The 24,269-nt window shown below is 71.3% G+C and carries 21 protein-coding genes; 12 read left to right on the forward strand and 9 right to left on the reverse strand.

What is annotated here, in order from left to right:
• Positions 1–35 precede the first annotated feature (35 nt).
• The 7 genes from ACWDR0_RS09065 (at position 36) to ACWDR0_RS09095 (ending at position 6,875) form a co-directional block, all read left to right on the forward strand.
• Positions 36–1,106 (forward strand): DNA polymerase III subunit beta family protein, encoded by a 1,071-nt coding sequence (locus tag ACWDR0_RS09065; RefSeq protein ID WP_456350979.1) that lies wholly within the window; start codon positions 36–38, stop codon positions 1,104–1,106.
• 22 nt (positions 1,107–1,128) lie between these two features.
• Entirely contained in the window at positions 1,129–1,638 is a 510-nt protein-coding gene (locus ACWDR0_RS09070; RefSeq protein WP_456350980.1) for a hypothetical protein, read from the forward strand.
• Between the two features lie 354 nt (positions 1,639–1,992).
• Complete coding sequence (locus ACWDR0_RS09075) at positions 1,993–2,463, forward strand: cation:proton antiporter regulatory subunit (RefSeq protein WP_456350981.1); 471 nt, start codon at positions 1,993–1,995, stop codon at positions 2,461–2,463.
• Between the two features lie 3 nt (positions 2,464–2,466).
• Positions 2,467–3,771 carry a cation:proton antiporter gene (locus ACWDR0_RS09080; RefSeq protein WP_456350982.1) on the forward strand — a complete coding sequence of 435 codons (1,305 nt, stop codon included), beginning with the start codon at positions 2,467–2,469 and terminating at the stop codon, positions 3,769–3,771.
• Positions 3,772–4,080: 309 nt separating this feature from the next.
• Entirely contained in the window at positions 4,081–4,539 is a 459-nt protein-coding gene (locus ACWDR0_RS09085) for a hypothetical protein (RefSeq protein ID WP_456350983.1), read from the forward strand.
• 7 nt (positions 4,540–4,546) lie between these two features.
• Complete coding sequence (locus tag ACWDR0_RS09090) at positions 4,547–6,346, forward strand: alpha/beta hydrolase (RefSeq protein WP_456350984.1); 1,800 nt, start codon at positions 4,547–4,549, stop codon at positions 6,344–6,346.
• Between the two features lie 58 nt (positions 6,347–6,404).
• Positions 6,405–6,875, forward strand: coding sequence for a hypothetical protein (locus ACWDR0_RS09095; protein ID WP_456350985.1), 471 nt, complete (start codon positions 6,405–6,407; stop codon positions 6,873–6,875).
• Here the strand turns inward: ACWDR0_RS09095 and ACWDR0_RS09100 are convergent.
• The 6 genes from ACWDR0_RS09100 to kdpF form a co-directional block, all read right to left on the reverse strand.
• Entirely contained in the window at positions 6,869–8,734 is a 1,866-nt protein-coding gene (locus tag ACWDR0_RS09100; protein WP_456350986.1) for an ABC transporter ATP-binding protein, read from the reverse strand. The genes ACWDR0_RS09095 and ACWDR0_RS09100 overlap by 7 nt on opposite strands.
• Positions 8,731–10,668 carry an ABC transporter transmembrane domain-containing protein gene (locus ACWDR0_RS09105; RefSeq protein ID WP_456350987.1) on the reverse strand — a complete coding sequence of 646 codons (1,938 nt, stop codon included), beginning with the start codon at positions 10,666–10,668 and terminating at the stop codon, positions 8,731–8,733. Before ACWDR0_RS09105 ends, ACWDR0_RS09100 begins: the two co-directional genes overlap by 4 nt.
• 248 nt (positions 10,669–10,916) lie before the next feature.
• Positions 10,917–11,594 (reverse strand): potassium-transporting ATPase subunit C, encoded by a 678-nt coding sequence (locus ACWDR0_RS09110; RefSeq protein WP_456350988.1) that lies wholly within the window; start codon positions 11,592–11,594, stop codon positions 10,917–10,919.
• 5 nt (positions 11,595–11,599) lie between these two features.
• Complete coding sequence (gene kdpB, locus ACWDR0_RS09115) at positions 11,600–13,705, reverse strand: potassium-transporting ATPase subunit KdpB (protein ID WP_456350989.1); 2,106 nt, start codon at positions 13,703–13,705, stop codon at positions 11,600–11,602.
• Complete coding sequence (kdpA, locus tag ACWDR0_RS09120; RefSeq protein ID WP_456350990.1) at positions 13,702–15,390, reverse strand: potassium-transporting ATPase subunit KdpA; 1,689 nt, start codon at positions 15,388–15,390, stop codon at positions 13,702–13,704. Before kdpA ends, kdpB begins: the two co-directional genes overlap by 4 nt.
• 7 nt (positions 15,391–15,397) lie before the next feature.
• Positions 15,398–15,487: a K(+)-transporting ATPase subunit F gene (gene kdpF / locus ACWDR0_RS09125; protein WP_037701211.1), complete on the reverse strand. Its 90-nt coding sequence runs from the start codon at positions 15,485–15,487 to the stop codon at positions 15,398–15,400.
• 315 nt (positions 15,488–15,802) lie between these two features.
• On the opposite strand from kdpF, the gene ACWDR0_RS09130 reads away from it, so the two are divergent.
• Together ACWDR0_RS09130 and ACWDR0_RS09135 are read left to right on the forward strand one after the other, a co-directional pair.
• The gene (locus tag ACWDR0_RS09130; protein ID WP_456350991.1) at positions 15,803–17,863 is read left to right on the forward strand and encodes an amino acid transporter; all 2,061 of its coding nucleotides are present in this window, start codon (positions 15,803–15,805) and stop codon (positions 17,861–17,863) included.
• 207 nt (positions 17,864–18,070) lie between these two features.
• A complete protein-coding gene (locus ACWDR0_RS09135) occupies positions 18,071–19,051 on the forward strand; it encodes an endonuclease/exonuclease/phosphatase family protein (RefSeq protein ID WP_456350992.1) in 981 nt (326 codons plus the stop codon).
• A gap of 109 nt (positions 19,052–19,160) precedes the next feature.
• Here the strand turns inward: ACWDR0_RS09135 and ACWDR0_RS09140 are convergent, their stop codons facing one another.
• Complete coding sequence (locus ACWDR0_RS09140; RefSeq protein WP_456350993.1) at positions 19,161–20,234, reverse strand: hypothetical protein; 1,074 nt, start codon at positions 20,232–20,234, stop codon at positions 19,161–19,163.
• 111 nt (positions 20,235–20,345) lie between these two features.
• Positions 20,346–20,759, reverse strand: coding sequence for an ATP-binding protein (locus ACWDR0_RS09145; protein WP_456350994.1), 414 nt, complete (start codon positions 20,757–20,759; stop codon positions 20,346–20,348).
• Between the two features lie 210 nt (positions 20,760–20,969).
• Here ACWDR0_RS09145 and ACWDR0_RS09150 point away from each other — a divergent pair, with 210 nt between their 5' ends.
• Both ACWDR0_RS09150 and ACWDR0_RS09155 read left to right on the forward strand, forming a co-directional pair.
• A complete protein-coding gene (locus ACWDR0_RS09150) occupies positions 20,970–21,830 on the forward strand; it encodes a helix-turn-helix domain-containing protein (protein ID WP_456350995.1) in 861 nt (286 codons plus the stop codon).
• A complete protein-coding gene (locus tag ACWDR0_RS09155) occupies positions 21,827–22,123 on the forward strand; it encodes a DUF397 domain-containing protein (protein ID WP_456350996.1) in 297 nt (98 codons plus the stop codon). The genes ACWDR0_RS09150 and ACWDR0_RS09155 overlap by 4 nt, the downstream gene beginning before the upstream one ends.
• Positions 22,124–22,150: 27 nt before the next feature.
• Here ACWDR0_RS09155 and ACWDR0_RS09160 read toward each other — a convergent pair whose 3' ends face one another.
• Positions 22,151–23,119, reverse strand: coding sequence for an oxidoreductase (locus ACWDR0_RS09160; protein WP_456350997.1), 969 nt, complete (start codon positions 23,117–23,119; stop codon positions 22,151–22,153).
• A 178-nt stretch (positions 23,120–23,297) separates the two neighbouring features.
• On the opposite strand from ACWDR0_RS09160, the gene ACWDR0_RS09165 reads away from it, so the two are divergent.
• A complete protein-coding gene (locus ACWDR0_RS09165) occupies positions 23,298–24,200 on the forward strand; it encodes a hypothetical protein (protein ID WP_456350998.1) in 903 nt (300 codons plus the stop codon).
• Positions 24,201–24,269: the final 69 nt, after the last annotated feature.

Raw genomic sequence — 24,269 nt, forward strand, 5'->3', positions numbered from 1 at the left:
GACCTTCAAGTTGGTCGAAGCTTGATGATGGAGCGGTGCCAGAAGATGAACTGATGCCGATCGGGGCCTTCGCCCGGCGCAGTGGTCTGACCTCCAGCGCGTTGCGGTTCTACGCCGACGCCGGGCTGCTGACCCCTGCCGAAGTCGACCCGGTCTCGGGCTACCGCTACTACGGCGCCGGGCAGGTGGCCCGGGCGACCGCACTGCGCCGGCTTCGCGAGCTCGCCATGCCTCTGGCCGATGTCGGTGCTGTCCTTGGTTCCGGGGCCGACGAGGCTGCCCGGCTCCTCGATGAGCATGTCGCCAAGGTCATCGGGGACGCGGCAGCCGTGCAGCGGAAGGCTGCCGTCATCAAGTCCGCTCTCGGCAATGCCCCAGGTCTTCCCATCGCGGCCGTGAAGGGTCCCGTGCTGGCGGCCGCGGTCGAACAGGTCCTGACCGCGGCCGCGTACGAGCCCGGGCCGCCGGGACTCGCCGGTCTGCGCATCGAGGCAGATCCCGCGGCGGTCACCCTGACCGCGACGGATCGGTACCGGCTCTCCACCCGAACCCTGGTACCGGCTGAACCACCGGGCCGGACATGGGCCGGCACGGTCCATGGCGACGAGCTGCGGGCCGCGGTCGCGGCGTGCCGCCGCAGCCCGCTGGTGCGACTCGAAGCGGCCTCGAACGGGATCTGGTTCCGCGTGGCCGGCCAGGAGGACCGGCACTGCCGGCTGCTGCCCGGGGAGTATCCCGACCATCGGCTGATGCTCGCGTCACTGGGCGAGGTCAGCACTCGTGCGACGGTCTCGAAGGATCTCCTCCTGCAAGCCCTGGAGGAACACCCCGGCGAGCGTCTCGGGCTGCATCTCACCTCCCACGGAGTGAGCGTCACGGCAGCGGACGACGAGCACCCCGGCATCCCCCTCGGGGCCACCGTGACAGGCCGGGCGCTCCGGATCCGGTTCGAGCTGACCACGCTCTATCCCGCGGTCAGTACCGCGATCGGCCCCGACGTACTGCTCGACCTACGGGGACACGATCAGCCCGTCACGATCCGCTCCGCCGACCGCGGCGATCTCACCACCCTCGCCATGCCCGTCAAGTCCGGCCACTCCGCCTGAGAAGAACGACGAGGAACAGTCCATGACCACCGCACCCGCCGCCCCCGACCCGACGATGGAAGCGATAGGCCACGCCGTCGCCGAGGGACAGGCCGGCAACAGCGCCTCCGCCCGCCGCAAACTGCTGGCCCTGTGGTCCGCGATCGGTGTCACCGGCGACCCGTTGCACCGCTGCTCGCTGGCCCACTATCTGGCAGATCTCTACGAAGATCCCGCCCAGGCCCTCGCCTGGAACATCCGGGCTCTGGACGCTGCCGGCGCCGTGACCGAGCAGCGCGTCCAGGAGCACCACGCCGGCCTCCAGATCTCCGGTTTCCTTCCTTCCCTGCACCTCAACCTCGCCGACGACTACCGTCGGCTCGGCTCCTTCGAAGCCGCCACCGAACATATCGATGCCGCCGGGACGCACGCCGCCGGGCTTCCTCAGGATCCCTACAGCGACCTTGTTCGCAGAGCTGTCCAAGAGGTCGCCGCGGCCATCGCCGGGCGGGACCGGTCACGGCGGGCCTCTGCGCCCGGTTCCGCCGTGTGACGCACGGGAATGCACCCCGGACCGTGGAGGGACGCCGCCGCGAGGGCGTGCCGCGCTCCGCGGCCCGGGTGCCGGGCGGGTTCCGGGACGAGACCGTGCCCGGTCTGCCGGCCGGGGACCGGCGGCAGAGTGCGGGGGCGGCCCGGGAGGCGGGCTCCGGCGGCGGCTGAGACGGCGTCAGGCCGGCCGGCACGGACCGCCGCGGCGGCCTTCCGGAGCCCGGCGGACCCCCGGGCCGCACCGCGCCCGGGGCTTGTTGTCACGTACACCGTAAAATACCGGGGTACAGCACTTTCCCGCCGCCCGCCGGCACTCCGGCCGCCGGGCGGCACAGCCACGCCCCGGGAGGCGACCATGGGCACCCGTCGGACCCCTTTGCCGGGAGTCGGTACGCAATACGACTTCACCACCGAGGCGGGTCGGCACATCTCCGTCGTCGTGCACCACGACGGACGCCGGTTCCTGGGCTTCTACAAGTCGAACGACCCCGACGCCTGTGTGGTGGAGGTCCCCCTCTCCTCCGAGGAGGCCACCGCGCTGGCGCATCTCATCGACCCCGCTCCGATCGACGCCGTCCGCACCGACGGCATCGACCTGGTGACCGAGCACATCCAGATCGGCCCGCGCTCCCCGTACATCGGGTCGCTGCTCGGCGAGACCCGGGCCCGGTCGCGTACCGGCGCCTCGGTGGTCGCCGTACTGCGGCGCACCTCGGCCCATCCGTCCCCCGCGCCGGACTTCCGGCTCGCGCTCGGGGACACCCTGGTGGCCGTCGGCACCCGTGAGGGTGTGGACGCCCTCTGCGACATCATCGCGGAAGGCTGAGCCGTGCACGAGACCACGACCCTGCTGATCGAACTCGGGGCGATCATCCTCGGGCTGGGTCTGATAGGCCGGTTCGCGGGCCGGATAGGGCTCTCCCCCATTCCGCTGTATCTGCTGGTGGGGCTGGCCTTCGGCACCGGCGGGCTGCTGCCGATGAGCGCCAGTGAGGACTTCGTCGCCGTGGGCGCGGAGATCGGCGTGATCCTGCTGCTGCTTCTGCTCGGTCTGGAGTACAGCGCCTCCGAGCTGGTCGGCAGCCTGAAGACCCAGTACCCGTCGGGGCTGGTGGACTTCGTCCTCAATGCGCTGCCGGGCGCGGTGGCCGCGCTGCTGCTGGGCTGGGGCCCGGTGGCGGCGGTGGCGCTGGCGGGTGTCACCTGGATCTCCTCCTCCGGGGTCATCGCCAAGGTCCTCACCGATCTGGAGCGGCTGGGCAACCGGGAGACCCCGGTCATCCTCGGGATCCTGGTGATGGAGGATCTCGCGATGGCGGTCTATCTGCCGTTGCTGACCGCCCTGCTGGCGGGCGTCGGCCTCGCGGGCGGCAGCGTCACCCTCCTCATCGCCCTCGGTACGGTCGGCATCGTTCTCTATCTGGCGCTGCGCCACGGCCGGGTCATCAGCAAAGCGGTGAACTCCGACAATCCGGAGATGCTGCTGCTGGTGGTCCTCGGGCTGACCCTGCTGGTCGCGGGGGTCGCCCAGGAGCTCCAGGTGTCGGCGGCCGTCGGTGCGTTCCTCGTCGGTATCGCGCTGTCCGGCGAGGTCGCGGAGGGCGCCCGCAAGCTGCTCACCCCGCTGCGGGATCTGTTCGCGGCCGTGTTCTTCGTCTTCTTCGGCCTCTCGACCGACCCCACCGAGATCCCGCCGGTACTGCTCCCCGCCCTGCTGCTGGCCGTCGTCACGGCCGCCACCAAGATCGGGACCGGCTGGTACGCGGCCAAGCGCGCGGGCATCGGCCCGAAGGGGCGGCTGCGGGCGGGCGGCGCGCTGGTGGCGCGCGGCGAGTTCTCCATCGTGATCGCCGGTCTGGCGGTGGCTTCGGAGCCGAGGATCGGTCCGATCGCCACGGCGTACGTCCTGATCCTGGTGATCCTGGGGCCGCTGGCCGCGCGCTGGACCGAGCCGCTGCTGCTGCGGTTCACGGACGCGGGCAAGGTTCCCGCGCTGAAGGAGGTGCCGGTCTCGGTGGTGGAGCCGCACGCGCACCCGGTGGCCGTGGAGGACCCGGTCGCGGGCCCGGCGGCGGACGCGGCCCCGGGCGGTGCTCCGGGGCCCGCGGCGAAGTCGCCCGCCGAGCCCGGCTAGCACGCGGCAGCCGACAGCCGACAGCCGTCGGTCAGCGCATACGGAGGCCGCCGTTCCAGGAACCCTGGGGCGGCGGCCTCCGGTCGTCCCCGGCACCACCCGGCGGGCCCGAAGCGGCTCCGGTCGTCCCCGGTCGTCTCCGGTCGTCCCCGGCACCACCCGGCAGGCCCGAGGCCGCTCCGGTCGTCCCCGGCGTCCGGCATCCGGCGGGCCCGTGGCATCACGTGACTGACCCGTAGTCACTTCTCCCCGGCAGGTAGGGTCTTGGCAAAGTCCACAGGTCGGAAGACCGCAACCGGGGGGATGCGCATGGCATGGGACGAGTGGGAGCACATCAAGGCGGATGTGGCGGCACGCGACGCCGCCGGGATGCGGCTGAACGGGCTGCCGCCGGAGGACACCGGCCCGGCCGGCAGCTCGGTCACCGGCGGGGTGCAGTCCAGCCGGCAGGCCTGGCTCGCGGCCGGTGAAGGCGTCGGCTCGCTGCGCAAGGGCATCGGCACCGCGCTCGGCAAGCTGGAAGACGGACAGTCGGGCCTCGGGACGGCCGAGGGGTGCCTCGGCGCGGCGGCCCAGAAGGAACTCCACGGCTCCTGGAAGAAGTACGCCGAGGAGGTGAGCCGCCGCTGCGGGAGTCTCCAGCGGATCCTGGACCAGGTCGGCCGGGACCTGCTCCTCACCGACCAGGCCGTGCAGGGCGAAATCGACAAGCTCCGGGCCGAGTTCTCGGACCGCGACGATGTCGCCTGCGTCCCGGCGGGCCGGTGACGGCGCAGTGGATCTGACGACCCTGAGGAATCTGAAGCCCGCCGAGTTCGAGGACGCCGCCGACGGCTACCGCGCCGTCGCCGATATGGCGCAGGCCTCGAAGGACGGGCTCGAAGCCTCCGTGATCGGCGGGATGCGGAAGGCGCGCCTCCAGGGCGAGGCCTTCGACGCCGCGCTGGGCGAGGTGCGGGAGCTGGCCAAGAACTTCCAGTACACCCAGGTCGAATGCGGTCTGATCAGTACCGCGCTGAACGGTTTCGCCTTCGATCTCGGCGCGGCCAAGCGGAAGCTGGACGCGGCCCTCGCGGACGCCGGGGCCCGGGGCTTCACGGTGAACCCCGACGGGACGGTGAGCTATCCGGCGGGCCCGGACCCGGTCGACGGCAGGATCCCCGGGGCGGGCTCCGCCCGGGGCTACGGCGCCGACAGCCCGCAGGCCCGGTCCGTCGGGCGGCAGGCCGCCAACCTGGACCCGAACCCGCACGCGGCGCATGCCCAGGCCATCGCGGAACGCGTCGTCGACGCGCTGGCGGAGGCGACGGCAGCCGACGAGAAGTGGGCCCCGAAGCTCCGCGCCCTGAAGGCGGACGACGATCTCACCGTCTCCGCGCGCGACTGGGCGGACACCGGCTCCGACACCCGCGGGGTGCGGGACGCCGCCGGTACCTATCCGGCGGCCCTCCAGGGCCCGCCGGAAGGCGCCTCGCCCGCCGAGAACGCGGCCTGGTGGAAGGGCCTCTCCGAAGACGAGCGCAATGCCTTCGTCACCCTGAACCCGGCGAGCGCCGGAGCCCTGGACGGCCTCCCGGCCGCCGTCCGCGACGAGGCGAACCGCACGGTCCTCGCCCAGAAGCACGGGGAGTACCAGCTCGCGCTGAACGCGATCCCGCCCGCGCCGGAGAACAAGCACACCTGGATAAACACGGCCCGGGGACCGGTGAAGGTGTACTCCGACGAGTACCTGGCGTGGGTCCGGAAGTACGAGGGCGAGGAGAAGCGGCTGAACCAGGGGCTCAAGGGGATGCGGCGGATCGAGGAGCGCTTCGACGCCACGGGCACCGAGGGTCTCCCGGAGGCGTACCTCCTCGGTTTCAGCACGGACGACGACGGCCGGGCGATCATCGCCAACGGAAACCCGGACACGGCCGACCATACGGCGGTGTACGTCCCCGGGACCGGCGCGAGCCTGGAGAAGATCGGCGGCGACATCAGCCGGATGACCACCCTGTGGGGAGCCGCCAGCGACGCCGCGGACGGCGAGTCCGTCGCCACGATCACCTGGCTGGGGTACGACACACCCGACAGCCCCGTGAAGGACGCCCCCTTCCGGCACTACGCGGACGACGGGGCGCCGGGCTTCAACCGGTTCCTCGACGGGCTCGAAGCCGCCAGGACCGCGGACGGCCCGGGTCACACCACGGTCATCGGCCATTCGTACGGGTCGACCCTGATCGGCTCCGCGGCCCGCCAGGGCGATCTCAACGCCGACGACGTCGTCTTCGCGGGCAGCCCCGGGGTGCAGGTGGGCTCCGCGGAGGAGCTGGACGTGCCCAAGGGGCGGGTCTGGAACCAGGAGGCGCCCGGGGACATGGTGCCGGACATCGGCCGTTACGGACACGGCGGCAGCCAGCGGCTCGCCTCCGAATCCGTTCCGTGGATCATTCCCAGCGACCCCGCGTTCGGGGCGAACCAGATGACCACGGACACGGAGGGCCACAGCGACTACTGGAAGGCCGAGAAGGATTCGCTCTTCAACCAGGCCGAGGTCGTGGCCGGACGACACGGGAATGTGAAGCTTGAAGACTGAGAAAGGGCCCGCGGCCCTCGCGCTGGGACTGGCACTCACCTTGATCACAGGATGCGGTATGAGCGACTCCGGAAAGCCGGACAACCCTGTTCCCCCGGCGGGCACGAGGACCACCACCGAGGCCGTCACGGAGACGAAACAGGTCTCCAGCGGTCTGCTGGACCTCATCAAGGTCAAGGGGGATGCCTCCGAGACCGGGGTGCGGATCACCGAATGCGGTGACGGAAAGGATCCGGAGACGTACTTCCAGACGCTCCACCCGTGGAGCTTCTACCCGGCCACCCCCGCGGAGCTGGCGGGTGTCATGGAACGGCTCAGGGCCGAGCTGCCGGCGAACGGCTGGAAGGTCGTCGGGTACGAGCGCGACAGCAGCCGGAACAGGAACCTCAGTCTGACCGCCGACAACGACGGGCTCAAATTCGGCGTCACCATCGTCCATATGGCGGAGAACGACCGGCCGAAGCTCGCCGTCCGGGTGCTCTCCGGCTGCTACCGGGTTCCGGACGGCGAGCGTGTCGACTCCTACTGATCGGCCGTGAGCGGCGGGCGGGAGCGGGGACGCGGCCCGGGCACCGGCTCCTCCTCGGGCGCCTCGGCCGGTCCCCCGTGCCAGGACTCCCACAGGGCCGCGTAGGCGCCGCCCGCCGCGACCAGTTCGTCATGGGTGCCGATCTCGGTGAGACGGCCGTCCTCCATGACGGCGACCCGGTCCGCGTCATGGGCGGTCTGGAGCCGGTGGGCGACGGCGATGACGGTACGGCCGGTGAGGACGGCGGCCAGGGCGCGTTCGGTACGGCGCGCGGTCCTGGGGTCGAGCAGGGCGGTGGCCTCGTCGAGGACCAGGGTGTGGGGGTCGGCGAGGACGACCCGGGCGAGCGCGAGCTGCTGGGACCCGGCACCGTCCGGGGTCAGGCCGCCGGGACCGAGTTCGGTGCCGAGGCCGTCGGGCAGGGCGTCCACCCACTCCGCGGCGCCCACGGCGGCCAGCGCGGCCCGGAGCCGTTCGTCGTCGGCGCCGGGGGCGGCGATCCGCAGATTGTCGCGGACCGTACCGAGGAAGACGTGGTGTTCCTGGGTGACGAGCGCGATATGGCGGCGCAGTTGCTCGGGGCCGAGCCGGGCGACGGGGACCCCGCCGACGGTGACGGAGCCGCGCCGCGGCGCTTCGAGGCCCGCGAGCAGCCGTCCGAGCGTGGTCTTCCCGGCGCCGGACGGTCCGACGACCGCCAGATGTTCCCCCGGGCGCACGGTCAGTCCGACGCCCCGGACGACGTCCTCGCCGGTGTCGTACGCGAAGTGGGCGTCCGTCACCACGATCCGGTCGCCGTCGGGGTCCGGCACCCCGGCGCCGTCCCCGTCCCCGTCGGGGGCGGTCGGGGCGACCAGGCCGAGTCCCTCGACGCGGGCGAAGGCCACCGCACCGCCCTGGATCTGCTCCACCCGCATCAGGACGGCGTCCAGCGGCTGGGCGAGCTGGCGCAGATAGAGCGCGGCGGCCACGGCGGCGCCGAGGGTGACGGTCCCGGCGTCGACGAGAGCGGTACCGAGCAGCAGGACGACCGCCACCGGAAGAAGGAACGCCATATCGATGCTCGGGAAGAACACGCTCCGGAGGAAGAGGGTCCGGAAGCGGGTGCGCAGGCACTCGCGGACGGCGGTCTCCGCCGCTTCGGTGCGTTCCCGCTGGAGGCCGAGGGCTTCGACGGTGCGGGATCCGGCGGCGGTCGCGGCGAGTTCCTCGGCGAGCGCCGAGTTCGCGGTGCCCTCCTCGTGGTAGGCGGTCCCGCCGCGGCGCAGATACCAGCGGGTGGCTGCCCAGACGCCGATCAGGCTCAGCAGCCCGACGGTGCCGAGCAGGGGGTCGAGGGCGAAGACGGCGCCGATGACGAAGAGCGACTGGACGCCGTTGACGAGGACGTCGGGGACGGCGTCGCGGAAGGTGGCGCCGACGATCGCGACATCGGTGGTGCCGCGGTTGGTGAGGTCGCCGGCTCCGGCGCGTTCGACGACGGACGCGGGGGCGGCCAGGGCGCGTTCCGCGTACTCCTCGCGGACCCGGGCGAGGCTGCGTTCCCCGAACCGGTGGCCGGCCAGCCGGGCCCAGCGGATCAGCAGCAGTTGGGCCGCGGCGAAGCCGACGATGGCGAGGGCGAGCCGGTCGACGGTGGCGACCCCGGCCCCGCCGCGGACCTCGTCGACGATCCGGCCGATGAGCCAGGGGGCGGCGAGGCCGGTCCCGGCGGCGAGGAAGTTGAGGAGCAGTACGGTGCCGAAGGCGCGCCGGTCGGCGCGGATCAGCCGCAGGGCGGCCCGCCGGACCTCGGCGCCGGTGGCGATGGGCAGGGCGGCGTTGGCACCGCTCGGGGCGGTCCTTACGGGGGCGCTCATCGGGCGGCCCCCGTCCGGTCGCCATCCGTACGGTCGCCGTCCGTGCGGCCGGCCCCGTCGGACGCGGGTTCCGTACCCGGGATCCCGTCCGGTGTGGTGCGCCCGCCGGGGTGCCCGGCCGGTGCGGCCGCCCCGGCCGGGAGCGCCGGATCCGGCGTGTACGGCGCTTCTTCGTCCCCGCCGCGGGCCACGAGCCTGCGGTATCCCGGCTGGCGGGCGAGGAGTTCGCAGTGGCTGCCGGTGGCGGCGACCTTGCCGTCGACCAGGTAGTGCACGGTGTCGGCCCGGTCGAGTACCAGCGGGGAGGTGGTGGTGACGACGGTGCTGCGGCCCCGCCGGGCGGCGGCGAGCCGGCCGGCGACCGCGGATTCGGTGTGGGCGTCCAGCGCGGAGGTGGGTTCGACGGCGACCAGGACCTCTGGGTCGGCGAGCAGCGCCCGGGCGAGGCGGAGGCGCTGGCGCTGGCCGCCGGAGAGATTGCGGCCGCCCGCGCGGACCGGGGCGTCGAGGCCGCCGGGCAGCCCGCGGACGATGTCGTGGGCGAAGGCGGCCTCCAGGGCGGCGGCGATACGGTCGTCCGTGGTCCGGTCGTGGCGGCCGGAGACCACCTTCCTTATGGGCCCGGCGAAGAGCGCGGCGTCGTTGTCGGCGACGAGGATCCGCTCGCGTACGGCGCCGGAGGGGATCCCGTCGAGGCGGACCCCGCCCCAGGTGGCGGCGGAGGCGGTGAATCCGGCGATGCGGTCGGCGACGAGGGCCGTTTCGGCGGGCCGGTCGGAGACGAGCGCGGTGAGGGTGCCGGGGACGGCGGTGACGCCGGAGCCGGGGTCGTGGAGGGCGGCGGGCCGGTCCGGCGGTGCGTCCCCGGGGGCGGGTTCGCCGTGCGGGGTGTCGGGTTCGAGGGCGAGGAAGGCGAGTACGCGGCGGGCCGCGACGAGCCCCCGGCTGATGTCGTCGCCGCATTCGATGAGGTACGAGACGGAGATGTTGAGCACCGCGGTGTAGCCGAAGACGGCGACGAGTTCGCCGGTGGTGAGCTGTCCCTGGGCCGTCATCCGGGCGGCGATCCAGGTGATCACGGCGAGGAAGAGGGTGGGCAGCCCGACCGCGAGGGCTCCGATCCAGCTGGTGACGGTGCCGATGCGGTAGCCCTCGTCGCGCAGGGCGCGGGAGTCCTGCCGGTAGCGGGCGGCGTACTCCTCCTTGCCGCCGATGGCGTTGAGGACGTGCAGCCCGCCCGCGATATCGCCGAAGCGGGCGGCGAGTTCCCCCTGCCGGGTGCGGTAGACGGCTTCGGCGCTCTGGAGACGGCGGAGGAGAGGGCCGACGCTGAGCGCGATGACCGGTACGCCGAGGAGGACGACGGCGGCGAGGGTCGGGGAGACGGCGAGCAGCAGGGCGGCGACGGCGCCGAGGGCGATGAGGCAGCCGATGCCGGGGCCGAGGAAGGTGAGGGCGTTGCCGATGGTGGCCGCGTCGCCGAGTCCGACGGTGACCATCTCCCCCGCGCCGAACCGTCGTTGCAGGGCGGCGCCGAGCGCGGTGGAGTGGTGGACGACGACGCGTACGGTCCGGAAGGCGGCGTCGATCCGGACCCCGCTCATGGTGCGGTGGCGCAGGGTGCCGAGGAGGGCGGTGAGCGCACAGGCGGCGAGGAGGGCGGCGACCCAGGCGGCGGTGGTGCCGCTGTCGCCGTGCGCCAGGCCGTCGTCGACGGCGCGGGACATCAGATACGGCATCAGGATGAGTCCGCCGAGCCAGAGGGTGGCGTAGAGGGTTCCGGAGGCGATCCTGAGGGGCTGCCGGGCCGCGGCCCACCGCAGATACCGGACCGGGCCGCGGCGGTCGGGGGTACCCGGGTCGGGATCGGCACCCGCCCCTCCGACGGGAGTGCGGTCTCCGGCTCCGGACCGTGTTCTTCGGGGCATGCGCATGGGGGGCACAGTAGGAGGCGGAGGCGGACGGGAACGAACCGTTTTCACAGTTGCCGTGACGCACGTCACACTTCCGCCCGGCCCCGGGTTCCGGCCCCGCGCGGCCGCCGCGGGGTGGTCACGGCGGAGCGGTGCCGCCCCCGGGTGCGGGGGAATCCCTGCACCCGGGGGCGGCACCGCTCCGGCACGTTCGAAGGGGGCGCCACGGCCCGGCAGCCCCTGCGGGCGGCCGCGCCGGAGGCGGTCCGTCAGCCCTTGCCGCCCAGTTCCTTCAGGGCGACGTTGAGTTCGAGGACATTGACCCTCGGCTCGCCGACGAAACCGAGGATCCGGCCGCCGGTGTGGTCATTCACGAGCTTCGCCACCCGGTCCGGGTCGAGCTTGTTGCGCTCGGCGACCCGCTGGACCTGGAGTTCCGCGTACTCGGGGGAGATATGCGGGTCGAGTCCGGAGCCGGAGGAGGTGACGGCGTCCGCCGGGACGTCCGAGGGCTTCGGGCGGTAGCCGGCCGTGGTGTTGTCGGCGATCACGGCCGCCTTGGCGTCCTTCACCCACTGGATGAGCTCGGTGTTGTTCCCGGCCCGGTTGGTGGCGCCGGAGAGGATCAGCGAGTACTGGGTGTTGACGCTGTTGCTGCCCAGGCCGTTGGCCGGGCGGGGCTGGAACCACCGGAGGTCGGGCCGGGGGGCCTCCTCGGGGTCGTCGGGGTTCTGCTTCGGCAGGTGGTACTGCTGGCCGATCAGGGAGGAGCCGACGACCTTGCCCCCGGAGGTGATTTCGGAGCCGTTGGCCCGGTCGTTGAAGAGGGTCTGGGCGACGCCGGTGACCGCCAGCGGGTAGAGCACGCCGCAGACGACGGTCAGGACGAGCAGGGCCCGCAGGCCGGCCGAGAGGAGCCGTCCCGTGTTCCGTACGGAGGTGTTCATGGTCGTCACCCGATGCCAGGGATAGCGGAGATGATCAGGTCGATGAGCTTGATGCCGATGAAGGGCGCGATCAGTCCGCCGAATCCGTAGATCCCGAGGTTGCGCCGGAGCATCCGGTCGGCGCTGGTCGGCCGGTAGCGCACGCCGCGGAGGGCGAGGGGCACCAGCGCGATGATGATCAGCGCGTTGAAGATCACGGCGGAGAGGATCGCGGTCTCCGGCGAGTCCAGCCGCATGATGTTGAGGGTGTCGAGGCCGGGGTAGGCGGCCGTGAAGATCGCCGGGATGATCGCGAAGTACTTGGCGACGTCGTTGGCGATGGAGAAGGTGGTCAGCGCGCCGCGGGTGATCAGCAACTGCTTGCCGATCTCGACGATCTCGATGAGCTTGGTGGGGTTGGAGTCCAGGTCCACCATGTTCCCGGCCTCCTTGGCGGCGGAGGTGCCGGTGTTCATCGCGACGCCGACGTCGGCCTGGGCGAGCGCCGGGGCGTCGTTGGTGCCGTCGCCGGTCATGGCGACCAGCTTGCCGCCCGCCTGCTCCCGCTTGATGAGGGCCATCTTGTCCTCGGGGGTGGCCTCGGCGAGGAAGTCGTCGACGCCGGCCTCCTCGGCGATGGCGCGGGCCGTCAGCGGGTTGTCACCCGTGATCATGACGGTCTTGATGCCCATCCGGCGCAGTTCCTCGAACCGGTCGCGCATGCCCTCCTTGACGACGTCCTTGAGGTGGATGACGCCCAAGATCCGGGCGCCGTCGCGGTCCTCGACGGCGACCAGCAGCGGGGTGCCGCCCGCGTTGGCGATCTCGTCGGTGAGCCGGTCGGCGTCCGCGGCGACCTCGCCGCCCTGCTCCTTCACCCATTTCACGACCGAGCCGGTGGCGCCCTTGCGGATCTTGCGGCCGTCGACGTCGACTCCGGACATCCGGGTCTGGGCGGTGAAGGCGATCCACTCGGCGTCGTCGAGTTCGCCCTGGTGGCGCTCGCGCAGCCCGTACTTCTCCTTGGCGAGGACGGTGATGGACCGGCCCTCGGGGGTCTCGTCGGCGAGCGACGAGAGCTGTGCGGCGTCGGCGAGTTCGGCGGCGGTGCAGCCGCGGACCGGGACGAACTCGGCGGCCTGCCGGTTGCCGAGGGTGATGGTGCCGGTCTTGTCCAGGAGCAGGGTCGACACATCGCCCGCGGCCTCGACGGCCCGCCCGGACATGGCGAGGACATTGCGCTGGACCAGCCGGTCCATGCCCGCGATGCCGATGGCGGAGAGCAGCGCGCCGATGGTGGTCGGGATCAGGCAGACCAGCAGGGCGCTGAGCACGATCATCGACGTCTGGTCGTCGGCGCCCGCGTAGACCGCGAAGGGCTTGAGGGTGACGACGGCGAGCAGGAAGACGACGGTCAGCGAGGCCAGCAGGATATTGAGGGCGATCTCGTTGGGGGTCTTCTGCCGGGCCGCGCCCTCGACCAGGTTGATCATCCGGTCGATGAAGGTCTCGCCGGGCCTGGTGGTGATCTTGATGACGATCCGGTCGGAGAGGACCTTGGTGCCGCCGGTGACGGCGCTGCGGTCGCCGCCGGACTCCCGGATGACGGGCGCGGACTCGCCGGTGATGGCGGACTCGTCGACGGAGGCGACGCCTTCGACGACATCGCCGTCGCCGGGGATGACGTCCCCGGCTTCACAGACGACCAGATCGCCGATCCGCAGGTCGGTGCCGGGGACCTGTTCCTCCGTCGTACCGGTGAGCCGGCGGGCGACGGTGTCCGTCTTGGCCTTGCGCAGGGTGTCGGCCTGGGCCTTGCCGCGGCCCTCGGCGACGGCTTCGGCGAGATTGGCGAAGATCACCGTGAGCCAGAGCCAGGCGGTGATCGCCCAGCCGAACCAGTCACCGGGGTCGGCGAGCGAGAGCCCGGTGGTGAGTACGGAACCGATCAGCACCACGAACATGACGGGTGACTTGACCATGGTCCGCGGGTCGAGCTTGCGCAGCGCGCCGGGGAGGGAGGACAGGAGCTGCCGGGGGTCGAAGAAGCCTCCGCCGACCCGTCCGTCGGCCGGCTTGTGGCCGGTGGGCACGTCCGAATGGGGCGCCCGGGTGGGAGTTATCGTGCTCATGACGCAAGCCCTTCGGCGAGCGGGCCCAGCGCGAGCGCCGGGAAGTAGGTCAGTCCGGTGATGATGAGGATCGTGCCGACGAGCAGCCCGGTGAAGAGCGGCTTCTCGGTGCGGAGGGTGCCCGCGGTGGCGGGTACCGGCTTCTGCTCGGCCAGCGAGCCGGCCAGTGCCAGTACGAAGACCATCGGCAGGAAGCGGCCGAAGAGCATCGCGAGCCCGATGGTGGTGTTGAACCACGGGGTGTCGGCGTTGAGCCCGGCGAACGCGGAGCCGTTGTTGTTGGCGCCGGAGGTGTAGGCGTACAGGATCTCGGAGAATCCGTGCGCCCCCGAGCCCGCGACCGCGTTGGCGGCGGTGTTGGTCATCGAGTCCGGCGGGGTCGGCAGGGCGATCGCCAGGGCGGTGAAGCCGAGGACCAGGACCGGGGTGACGAGGATGTAGCAGGCGGCGAGTTTGATCTCGCGGGTGCCGATCTTCTTGCCCAGGTACTCGGGGGTGCGGCCGACCATCAGTCCGGCGATGAACACCGCGATGATCGCCATGATCAGCATTCCGTAGAGTCCGGAGCCGACGCCGCCGGGGGCGATCTCGCCGAGCTGCATGCCCAGCATCGTGATACCGCCGCCGAAGCCGGTGTAGGAGGAGTGGAAGCTGTTGACCGCTCCGGTGGAGGTAAGCGTGGTGGCCACCGCGAAGATCGACGAACCGCCGATGCCGAAGCGGACCTCCTTGCCCTCCATCGCGCCGCCCGCCTCCTGGAAGGCCGGACCCTGGTGCGCGAACTCGGTCCACATCATCAGGGCGGTGAAGCCGACCCAGATCAGCACCATCGTGCCGAGGATCGCGTAGCCCTGCCGGACATTGCCGACCATCCGGCCGAAGGTGCGGGTGATCGAGAACGGGATCAGCAGGATGAGGAAGATCTCCAGCAGGTTGGAGACCGGGTTGGGGTTCTCGAAGGGGTGGGCGGAGTTGGCGTTGAAGTAGCCGCCGCCGTTGGTGCCCAGCTCCTTGATGACCTCCTGGGAGGCGACCGCGCCGCCGTTCCACTGCTGGGTGCCGCCCATGAACTGGCCGACCTCGTGGATACCCGCGAAGTTCTGGATGGCGCCCAGGGAGACCAGGACCAGCGCGCCGATCACGGAGATCGGCAGCAGGATCCGGACCACACCGCGCACCAGATCGGACCAGAAGTTGCCCAGCTCACCGGTGCGGCTGCGGGCGAAGCCGCGGACCAGCGCGACCGCGACCGCCATACCGGCGGCGGCGGAGACGAAGTTCTGGACCGCGAGGCCGCCCGTCTGGACGACATGGCCCATGGCCTGCTCGCCGTAGTAGGACTGCCAGTTGGTGTTGGAGACGAAGGAGGCGGCCGTGTTGAACGCCTGGTCCGGGTCGATCGACGCGAACCCGAGCGAACCCGGCAGCGACCCCTGCACCCGCTGGAGCAGATAGAGGAAGAGGACCGAGACGGCGGAGAAGGCCAGGACCCCGCGGAGGTAGGCGGGCCAGCGCATCTCCGTGTTCGGGTTCGCCCCGATGCCCTGGTAGATCCACTTCTCGACGCGGAGGTGCTTGTCGGAGGAGTAGACCCGGGCCATGTAGTCGCCGAGGGGACGGTGCACCAGGGCGAGCGCGGCAATCAGCGCCAGCAGCTGGAGCACGCCGGCAAGTACGGAACTCATGTCTGGGCTAGAACCTCTCCGGGTACAGAAGGGCGAGGACGAGATAGCCCAGAAGGGCGACGGCGACGATCAGGCCGACGATGTTTTCTGCGGTCACAGCTTCGCCACCCCCTTGGCAATGACGGCCACCAGCGCGAACACCGCGATCGTGGTGACGACGAAGGCCACATCGGCCATCGTGAGCTCCTGGTTTCTGCTGGGAACTGCTCGGTTTCGGACTGTTCGAGCAAACCCCTTTCCGAACGTTTTGCCGCCCTCGTTGACACGTCCCTTACGTCCCGGTGACCGCTCTTGACGCGTCCTGTACGGGGTTCCTACGGGCTGCCGGGAACAGCGGGGCGGGTGAGGATGTCAGGGACCGGACGGCGGCACCCGGAACGTCGTGATCCGGCCGGAGATCACGGGAGCGCTGATGAGCGGAGCGGACAGGGGCGGCGAGCGGTCCCGCGCCGCCGCCGAAGGCCGCGCCGGGAGCACCGCCGGAAGCCCTGCCGCGAGCGCCGCCGGAGGCCCCGCCGGACGCCCGTCCGGAGGCCCCGGCACCCCCGCCGCCCGCTGCCGTGCCTGGCTGCTCCAGGGGCTGAGCGAGCAGACCGCCCGCCACCCCGGCCCGCACGGCACCCCGCACCCGGACGGCGGGGGCCACCGCTGGTACCGGGTGATGTGCCTGACCGGTGTCGACTACTTCTCCAGCCTCGGCTACGCCCCCGGTATCGCGGTCCTCGCCGCCGGACTGGTCTCCCCGCTGGCCACCCTGGTACTGATCGCCCTGACCCTCTTCGGCGCCCTGCCGGTCTACCGCCGGGTGGCCCGCCGCAGTCCGCACGGCGAGGGCTCCATCGCCATGCTGGAGCGGATGCTGCCCTGGTGGACCGGGAAACTGCTGGTCCTGGTGCTGCTCGGGTTCGCGGCGACCGACTTCATCATCACCATCACCCTGTCGGCCGCCGACGCGTCGGCGCATATCGTCGAGAACCCGTACGCCCCCGCCTGGCTGCACGGCGAGAACCTGTGGATCACCCTCGGCCTCATCGGCCTCCTCGGCGCCGTCTTCCTGAAGGGCTTCCGGGAGGCCATCGGGGTCGCCGTTCCGCTGGTCGCCGTCTATCTGGCGCTGAACCTCGTGGTGGTCGCCGCGTCGGCGGCCCGGATCGCCACGGAACCGGTGGTCGTCGGCGACTGGTGGCACGCGATGCTCGCCGAGCACTCCTCGGGCCTGGCGGCCGTCGGGGTGGCGCTGATCGTCTTCCCGAAGCTGGCCCTCGGCATGTCCGGCTTCGAGACCGGGGTGGCGGTGATGCCGCAGATCAAAGGCGATCCCGGGGACACGTACGAGAACCCGGCCGGGCGGATCCGCGACACCCGCAAGCTGCTGACCACCGCCGCGCTGATCATGAGCAGCTTTCTGCTGCTCTCCAGCCTGTGCACGGTGATGCTCATCCCCGAGCAGGCGTTCGAGTCCGGTGGTCCGGCGAACGGCCGGGCCCTGGCCTATCTCGCCCATCAGGAGCTGGGCGAGGTCTTCGGAACCGTCTACGACATCTCGACGATCCTGATCCTCTGGTTCGCCGGGGCGTCGGCCCTGGCCGGGCTGCTCAACCTGGTGCCCCGCTTCCTCCCCCGCTACGGCATGGCACCCGAATGGACCAGAGCGGTCCGCCCGCTCGTCCTGGTGTTCATGGCCATCGCCGTCGGCATCACGGTCTACTTCGACGCCAATGTCGACAAGCAGAGCGGCGCCTACGCCACCGGGGTGCTGGTCCTGATGCTCTCGGCCGCCCTCGCGGTCACCGTCTTCGCCCACCAGGCCGGGGACCGCCGGGCCGTGCTCGGCTTCGGCACCATCACGGCCGTCTTCCTCTACACCACGGTCACCAATGTGATCGAACGCCCCGACGGCATCAAAATCGCCGGGCTGTTCATCTTCGCCATCGTGACCACCTCCTTCGCCTCCCGGATCCACCGGGCGTTCGAGCTGCGGGCGGCGGACGTCGTCTTCGACAGCACGGCGGAGCGCCTGGTCCACGAGGCGGCGGCCAAGGGCCCGCTGCTGATCGTCGCCAGCGATCCCACCGAACACACCAAGGCGGAGTACCGCGCCAAGGAGTACCGCAAGCGGCTGGAGACCCATATCCCCGGGAAGCGGCCGGTGCTCTTCCTGGAGGTCGTGATCCGGGACTCCTCGGACTTCACCGAGGACCTCCAGGTCCACGGCTCCGAGCGGTACGGCGTACGGCGGCTGCGGGTCACCGGCCCGACCGTGCCCAACACCATCGCGGCGGTCCTGATGCGGCTCCGGGACGAGACCGGGGAGATCCCGCACGCCTACTTCACCTGGACCGAGGGCCATCCGGTGAGCCATCTGCTCCAGTTCCTGGTCTTCGGCGAGGGCGAGACGGCACCGGTGGTCCGCGAGGTCCTGCGCCGCGCCGAACCGGACCCGGCGCGGCGCCCCCGGATCCACGTGGGCTGAGCGCGGCCCGCTCCCGCGCGGGGGCGGGAGCCGGGCGCGGGAGCCGGGCGCGGCCGGGCCCCGGCCCGGAGCGCGGAACACTCCCCCGCCCGGACCGTTCACCGCGTCCGGCCCGCCGCTCATCGCACCCGCCCCACCCCCGGGAACCGCACGCCCGTGCGGTTCGTCGTCTCCGTGGATCCCGCAGCCCGGTGACAGGAGTGGCGTATGAGACCTGACGGTACGGCCCCGGAGCCCGCCGCCCGGAAGTGGCGGCCGGTCCGGGGCGCGTGGCGCCGGGGGTGGGTCCTCACCGGTCTCGCCGCCCTGCTGGCCCTGGTCTCCCTCTTCCCGGATCCGGTCCCCAACGCCGGGCCCCGGCTGGGCAGTCTGCTGGAGACCTTCCAGCCCTGGCTGCCGCTGGCCGCCGTACCGCTCGCCCTGGCCGCCCTGTGGCGCCGCGACGCCCTGGCCCTGGGTGCGTGTCTGCTGCCGGGCGCGGCCTGGCTGGTCGCCCACGGCGGCGCCCTCGTCGTGGACGAGAACGCCCCGTACGACCTGACCGCGCTCCAGCACAATGTCAGCGACGTCAACCCGGACCCGGCGGGCACCGCACGCCGACTGGCCGACGCGGACGCGGATCTGATCGCCCTGGAGGAGATCACCCCCGCCGCCCTGCCCGTCTACCGCAAGGTGCTCTCGGACACCCATCCGCATATCGCGGTCAAGGGCACGGTCTCCCTCTGGTCCCGCCATCCCCTCACCGATATCCGCCCGGTCGACATCCGTCCCCGCGACGTCCCCAAGGAGTGGCGGCGCGGCCTGCGCGCCACGGCGCACACCCCGAAGGGCGAGATCGCGGTGTACGTGGCGCATCTCCCGTCCGTCCGGATGTCCCCCGCCTCGGGCTTCGGCACGGCCCGCCGCGACGAGAGCGCCCGCTATCTGGGCCGGGCCGTCGAGAACGAGGAGATCGACCGGGTGCTGGTGATGGGCGACCTCAACTCCACGGTGGCCGACCGGGGCCTCTCCCCGCTGACCTCCCAGCTCCACGCCCCGGCGGGCGCCCTGGCGTTCAGCTGGCCGGCGTCGCTGCCGCTGGCCCGTATCGACCAGGTCCTGGCCAGAAAGGCGGAGGTCACCCATATCCGGGCTCTGGCGGAGACCGGCAGCGATCATCTGCCGGTGCTGGCCAGGATCAGGTTCTGACCGCCGGTTCCAGGCGGGACGGCGACCGTTGCGGCCCGCCGCCGGCCCGCCCGGCCGGCCGGACGAGCCGCCCGGTCGTCCGGTCCTTCCGGCCATCGGCCGGGGGCGGTCAGCCGGTGCCGTCGACGTATCGCACGTCGAGCGTCCCCCGGGCGTTGACCGTGGCCGAGTCCGGCAGTTGGTAGCCCGGATTCCACTTCTGCCGGTCGTCCAGCCGGTACCCGGTGCGGACGGTCAGCTCACCGCCCTCCGTGCCGAGGATGCTGCCCTCGTACAGCACGACCTTGCCGACCGCCGTCATCAGCGCGAACATCGGCTTCCCCAGACCGCTGATCCGCCCGTTGGCGGTGAGCTGCCGCGCCAGGTCGATACCGCGGGCGACGGAGGTCCGGAAGTCGTCGGTGCCGACCATGGGCACCGCATGGAAGAGGTAGTGCGGGATCACCCTGAGCGTCCTGAGCCGGTCGTACAGCTCGGTCAGCGTCTCCAGATCGTCGTTGACGTCCTTCAGCAGGACGTTCTGGCTGTAGAGCCGGACGCCGCAGCGGCTCAGTTCCCGCAGGACGTCGACCGCCTCGGGCTGAAGCTCAAAGGGGTGGTTGACCTGGACGGCGATATCGAAGGCGAAGCGGTCCGCGTGGCGGCGGAAGATGTCGTAGGTGCTCTCGCCGAACGCGGCCGGGTTCTGCACCGGAAGCCGGGTGCCGATGCGGATCACCTGGATCCCGGGAGCGGACTCGGCGATCCCGTCCACCAGTTCACCGAGCTTCCTCGGCGAGATCAGCGGATCCCCGCCGGTGATCAGGACCTCGGTGAGATGGGGGTCACCGGCCAGATAGTCGACGATGGCCGACAGCTCCGACCCGCTGCGGGTGTGCGGATCGTAGAGCCCCCGGATGCAGAAGACGCACTCGCTGGAGCAGGCGGAGAGCAGGTCGATCACCACGACCCGCCGGTATAACCGCTCCAGCCCGGCGGGTAAGTCCCCGAGCGCGTCGTAGTGCCGCTCGCTCCGGGCCGCGCCCGGCACCTGGGCGGGCATCCGGAAGTACTGATTGTGGATGCCCCGGTAGGGCCCGGAGTCCGTGCCGTGCAGCTCCTCGGCCTTGGCGAGAAGCTGTCGCATGTACGGGTGGACTCGTGGCTTCTGTGTCGCCGTCAGAACACTCAGCAGTCCGGCCATCGCCGACTCCTTCACGTGGAGGTGGGGGTGTACGCGGAGCACCGTAGATTGTCATGGGCATGCACGTAAAGGGTCAGTACCGAGATTTCATACGACTGGCGAAATGGCAGGTCATACCCTTGCCGGGGGCGCCTTCAGGTCGATCTCGGCCCAGACCGTCTTCCCACTGGGCGCATACGGCTCCCACCCCCAGCGGTCGGCGAGCGCGACCACCAGCAGCAGCCCGCGCCCCGACTCCCCCTCGCCGTCCACACCCTCCCGCGGCAGCTCCGGCAACCGCTCCCCGCGCGCGTCGGTCACCTCGACCCGGACGACCCCCGCCACCCGGTCCAGCCGCAGCCCCAGCCTGAACCCCCGCCCCGGCACCCGGGCGTGCCGGACGGCGTTCGACGCCAGCTCGGCGACGACCTGCTCCGCCCGCTCGGCCGGATCGTGCGGGACCTCCCAGTCCCGGAGGTGGTCCCGGGTGAGTACCCGCGCCCGCCGCGCCCCGCGCGGCGTACAGATCAGCCGCTGCGCGAACATACGTACGGTAACCGGGAGTCCAGTGGCAGATGCGCTCATGGAGGCTACGGTGACGGGCATATGCCGCCGCCTACCAGGGGTTACCTCCGTACGCGGATTCACCGTACGGAGCTGTTCGATGGACGGTACGGTGAAGCCCTGGTCACGCTGGGTGAGTTCAGCGCGGCTCATTCCGTCCCGCGCAGTCACGCACCACGGAGGTGGCCGCGAATGACCAACGCCGACGAGACTCCGGCGCACGAGGATGACGACTGGGAGCGGGAACCGGACCCGTCCGACAGTCTGCGCACTTTCGGAGCCGTTGCCCAGGCCCTGCGAGAACACGCGGGCTACACGAGGGCGGAGTTCGCCGAGGTGGTGCGCTTCTCGAAGCACACGGTGGAGTCTGTCGAACTGGGCCGCAGGATGCCGGACAAGGCGTATGTGGAGCGCGGGGAAGAGGCGACGGGGAGCACGGGCGCACTGAGGGAAGGTGCGAAGTATCTGACGCGGCGGGAACCTGGGATTGCGGCATGGTTCCGCCAGTGGGCACGGCTGGAGAAGAAGGCAACGATCCTCTGCACCTACGAATGCCGGCTGGTACCGGGGCTGCTCCAGTCGCGCTCGTACGCCAAGGCCGTGATCGCCAATCTGCTTCCACCACCTTCCGACGAGCAGATGGAAGCTTGGCTCGATGCCCGGATGGACCGACAGCGACTGATCCGTGAGCGCCCCAACACCGAGTTCAGCTTCATCATCGAGGAACACGTACTTCGTCGCCGTCTTGGTGGGAACGATGTAGCGCGCGAGCAACTCGACCTGCTGCTTGAACTGGTCGAGCTGCGCAATGTGACCATCCAGATCATGCCGACGGAAACCGAAATCCATGCGGCCCTCGATGGGCCAATTGCCGTGATGGAGCTACCCGACGGCAAGCGGTTGGCGTACTCCGAAGGCCAGCGGAACGGGCGCCTCATCTCCGACTCAAATGAAGCCGCCGTGCTCCATCAACGGTATGCGACACTCCGCTCACAGGCCCTCAACCCACCGGACTCCGTGGGCCTGCTGAACCGCATCCGAGGAGCACTATGAGCGACAGCACCGAACTGGCCTGGTTCAAGTCCAGCTACAGCGGGTCGCAGGGGGACAACTGCATCGAGGTTGCCTGGGTGAAGTCGAGCTACAGCGGCTCGGAAGGCGACAACTGCGTCGAGGTCGGCTGGACCAAGTCCAGCCACAGCAGCGCACAGGGCGACAGTTGCGTCGAGGTCTGCGCCGGCACCGCCGCCGTACATGTCCGCGACTCCAAGGACATCACCCGGCCGCACTTCTCCGTCGGCACCGCCGCCTGGACCCGGTTCATCGGCTACGCCGCGCACAACTGACGGTTCACCACCGCAACGCCCCCGGGCTCACACCCCGGGGGCGTCCGGTTTCCCGGGGCGGGCCGGGATCCGGAAGCGTACGTCCGCCAGGCGCTCCGACAGCTCCCACAGCCGGCGGCCGGTCTCCGCGTCCGTCGCGGCCTTCGCCAGGCGGACGCGGGTGGGGCCGCCGCGGAGTTCGAGGAGTCCGTCCGGGCCGATGTACTCGCCGCCCCGGACATCGGGTTCGGTGGCCGCGTACAACTGGGGCAGCGCGCCCTGTGCCGGAGTCTGGCCGACCCGGCCGAGTGCGCCGAGTCTGCCCAGGACCCGCATCAGACCACTGGGGCCCGCGAGCTGGAGGTTGGTCGAGGTGTAGCCGGGGTGCGCGAGGACGCTCCGGACCGGGCTCCCGGCGCTCTCCAGACGACGGTGGAGTTCGGTGCCGAAGACCGCGTTGGCGAGCTTCGACTGATAGTAGAAACCGGCGGAGGAGTAGGCGCGTTCGCCGGTGAGGTCGTCCCAGTGGATCCGGCCGAAGCGGTGCACGACGGAGGCGACCGTGACGACACGGGCGTTGTCGCCGGTCATCAGGGGCAGCAGCAGGCCGGTGAGAGCGAAGTGGCCCAGGTAGTTCACAGCGAACTGCGTCTCGTGTCCCTGGGGGCTGAGTGACCGGGGCGGGGCCATCACGCCCGCATTGTTGACCAGCAGGTCGATCCGGTCGCACTCGCCCCGGAGCCCGTCCGCGAAGGCGCGGACCGAGTCGAGGTCGGCGAGGTCGACCGTACGGAGCCGGAGCCGCCCGTCGAGATGTCCGGCCGAGAGCCCGGCGGCTATCTCCGCGCGGGCGCGCTCCCCCTTCTCCTTGTTCCGTACGGCGATGACCACCTCCGCGCCCCGGCCCGCCAGGACCTTCGCCGTCTCCAGGCCGAGGCCGCTGTTCGCCCCGGTGACGACGGCGAACCGCCCGGTCTGGTCGGCCACTCGGTCCGCTGTCCACGACTGCTTCGGCATAGGGCACACGCTGCCCGACGCGCGCCCGGCGCACAACGGCCCGTGCATACCTCAAAGGAAGCTCTGAAAACGAAGTTCACAGCACTTCCGTCGAGTGCGGCACCTTCACATCACCTCTGCGGCCTGGGAAGGTTCCGTCCAGGCGGACAATCGCCGGTCAAGAGCAGGGGGCACCGTCATGGGGTGGGCAAACGAAGGCGGACGCATAGCGTTCCTGTGGGTGCTGGGCTTTCTCGCGGTCAACGCCGCCCTGGGCGGGTGGAACCGGTACAAGGACCGGACCCACCGCGAGGCCATCCGCCGCGCCAGGGAAGAGGGCATCGGCCCGGTGGAGGCGGCCTGCTATGCCGACCTCGACAAGTATGCGGCGCGAACGGCCGCGTACATCCTGGTGCTGAAGCGGGCGGTCGACGTATCGGACCGGGGACTGCTCACCATCGTCCGCGGTGCCCGCAATCCGTCCGACCCGGTGCTGGCCGCGCTGCTCGACGGCATCCGGAAGCGGGGCAGCAAGGGCGCCAAGGTGTACGAGTTCGCCAACATGTACGCGTACAGAGGCGAGCCGGTCTTCAAGGAGTACCGGAACCGGCTCTGCGACCGCACCCCGGGTATGCGCTGGCACCGGCGGAACCGGGTCTTCGTCGTCATCGCGGGGTTCGTGCTCAGCGCCGGGATGTCCGTCCATGGCCTGTGGGCGCAGGCGCCGGTCCCGCCGGGTGGCGGCTACGGCTGGTGGGTCCTGCTGTGGATCCCGGTCTGGGGGGTGTTCGCCCTCTGCGCCCTCGCCTGGCCGCGCGCGTACACCCGGCGCTGGCGGCGCTTCAACCGGCAGTGCCAACAGCGGGTCGACAGGGTGCTGGACGGGCTTCCGGACAAGGTACGCGCAAAGGTGGACAGGGGGGCGGTCGAGCCGCCCGCTCCGCGCAGGCCCGCGGGTTCCCGGGGCAGTTCCTCCAGATCGGACTCTTCGCACAGCGGAGGCGGCTCCTGGTCGGACGACTCGTCGAGTTCGTGCGGGAGCGGCAGCAGTTGCGGCGGAGGCGGCAGCAGTTGTGGGGGCGGAGGTGGCGGCGGCGACTGACGTGCGAGCTCCGCTTCCGGGTGGCATAGACGAGCGCCGGGCGGGGCACACTGCCGCCAGTCGAGGGCG

This window comes from Streptomyces sp. NPDC003691, assembly GCF_053981115.1.

Bases quoted from the DNA above. Each gene is read 5' to 3' on its own strand.
- ACWDR0_RS09070 (WP_456350980.1), top strand. From the start codon at position 1,129: ATGACCACCGCACCCGCCGCCCCCGACCCGACGATGGAAGCGATAGGC.
- ACWDR0_RS09075 (WP_456350981.1), top strand. From the start codon at position 1,993: ATGGGCACCCGTCGGACCCCTTTGCCGGGAGTCGGTACGCAATACGAC.
- ACWDR0_RS09085 (WP_456350983.1), top strand. From the start codon at position 4,081: ATGGCATGGGACGAGTGGGAGCACATCAAGGCGGATGTGGCGGCACGC.
- ACWDR0_RS09095 (WP_456350985.1), top strand. From the start codon at position 6,405: ATGAGCGACTCCGGAAAGCCGGACAACCCTGTTCCCCCGGCGGGCACG.
- ACWDR0_RS09100 (WP_456350986.1), bottom strand. From the start codon at position 8,734: ATGAGCGCCCCCGTAAGGACCGCCCCGAGCGGTGCCAACGCCGCCCTG.
- ACWDR0_RS09105 (WP_456350987.1), bottom strand. From the start codon at position 10,668: ATGCGCATGCCCCGAAGAACACGGTCCGGAGCCGGAGACCGCACTCCC.
- ACWDR0_RS09110 (WP_456350988.1), bottom strand. From the start codon at position 11,594: ATGAACACCTCCGTACGGAACACGGGACGGCTCCTCTCGGCCGGCCTG.
- kdpB (WP_456350989.1), bottom strand. From the start codon at position 13,705: ATGAGCACGATAACTCCCACCCGGGCGCCCCATTCGGACGTGCCCACC.
- kdpA (WP_456350990.1), bottom strand. From the start codon at position 15,390: ATGAGTTCCGTACTTGCCGGCGTGCTCCAGCTGCTGGCGCTGATTGCC.
- ACWDR0_RS09130 (WP_456350991.1), top strand. From the start codon at position 15,803: ATGAGCGGAGCGGACAGGGGCGGCGAGCGGTCCCGCGCCGCCGCCGAA.
- ACWDR0_RS09135 (WP_456350992.1), top strand. From the start codon at position 18,071: ATGAGACCTGACGGTACGGCCCCGGAGCCCGCCGCCCGGAAGTGGCGG.
- ACWDR0_RS09140 (WP_456350993.1), bottom strand. From the start codon at position 20,234: ATGGCCGGACTGCTGAGTGTTCTGACGGCGACACAGAAGCCACGAGTC.
- ACWDR0_RS09145 (WP_456350994.1), bottom strand. From the start codon at position 20,759: ATGTTCGCGCAGCGGCTGATCTGTACGCCGCGCGGGGCGCGGCGGGCG.
- ACWDR0_RS09150 (WP_456350995.1), top strand. From the start codon at position 20,970: ATGACCAACGCCGACGAGACTCCGGCGCACGAGGATGACGACTGGGAG.
- ACWDR0_RS09155 (WP_456350996.1), top strand. From the start codon at position 21,827: ATGAGCGACAGCACCGAACTGGCCTGGTTCAAGTCCAGCTACAGCGGG.
- ACWDR0_RS09160 (WP_456350997.1), bottom strand. From the start codon at position 23,119: ATGCCGAAGCAGTCGTGGACAGCGGACCGAGTGGCCGACCAGACCGGG.
- ACWDR0_RS09165 (WP_456350998.1), top strand. From the start codon at position 23,298: ATGGGGTGGGCAAACGAAGGCGGACGCATAGCGTTCCTGTGGGTGCTG.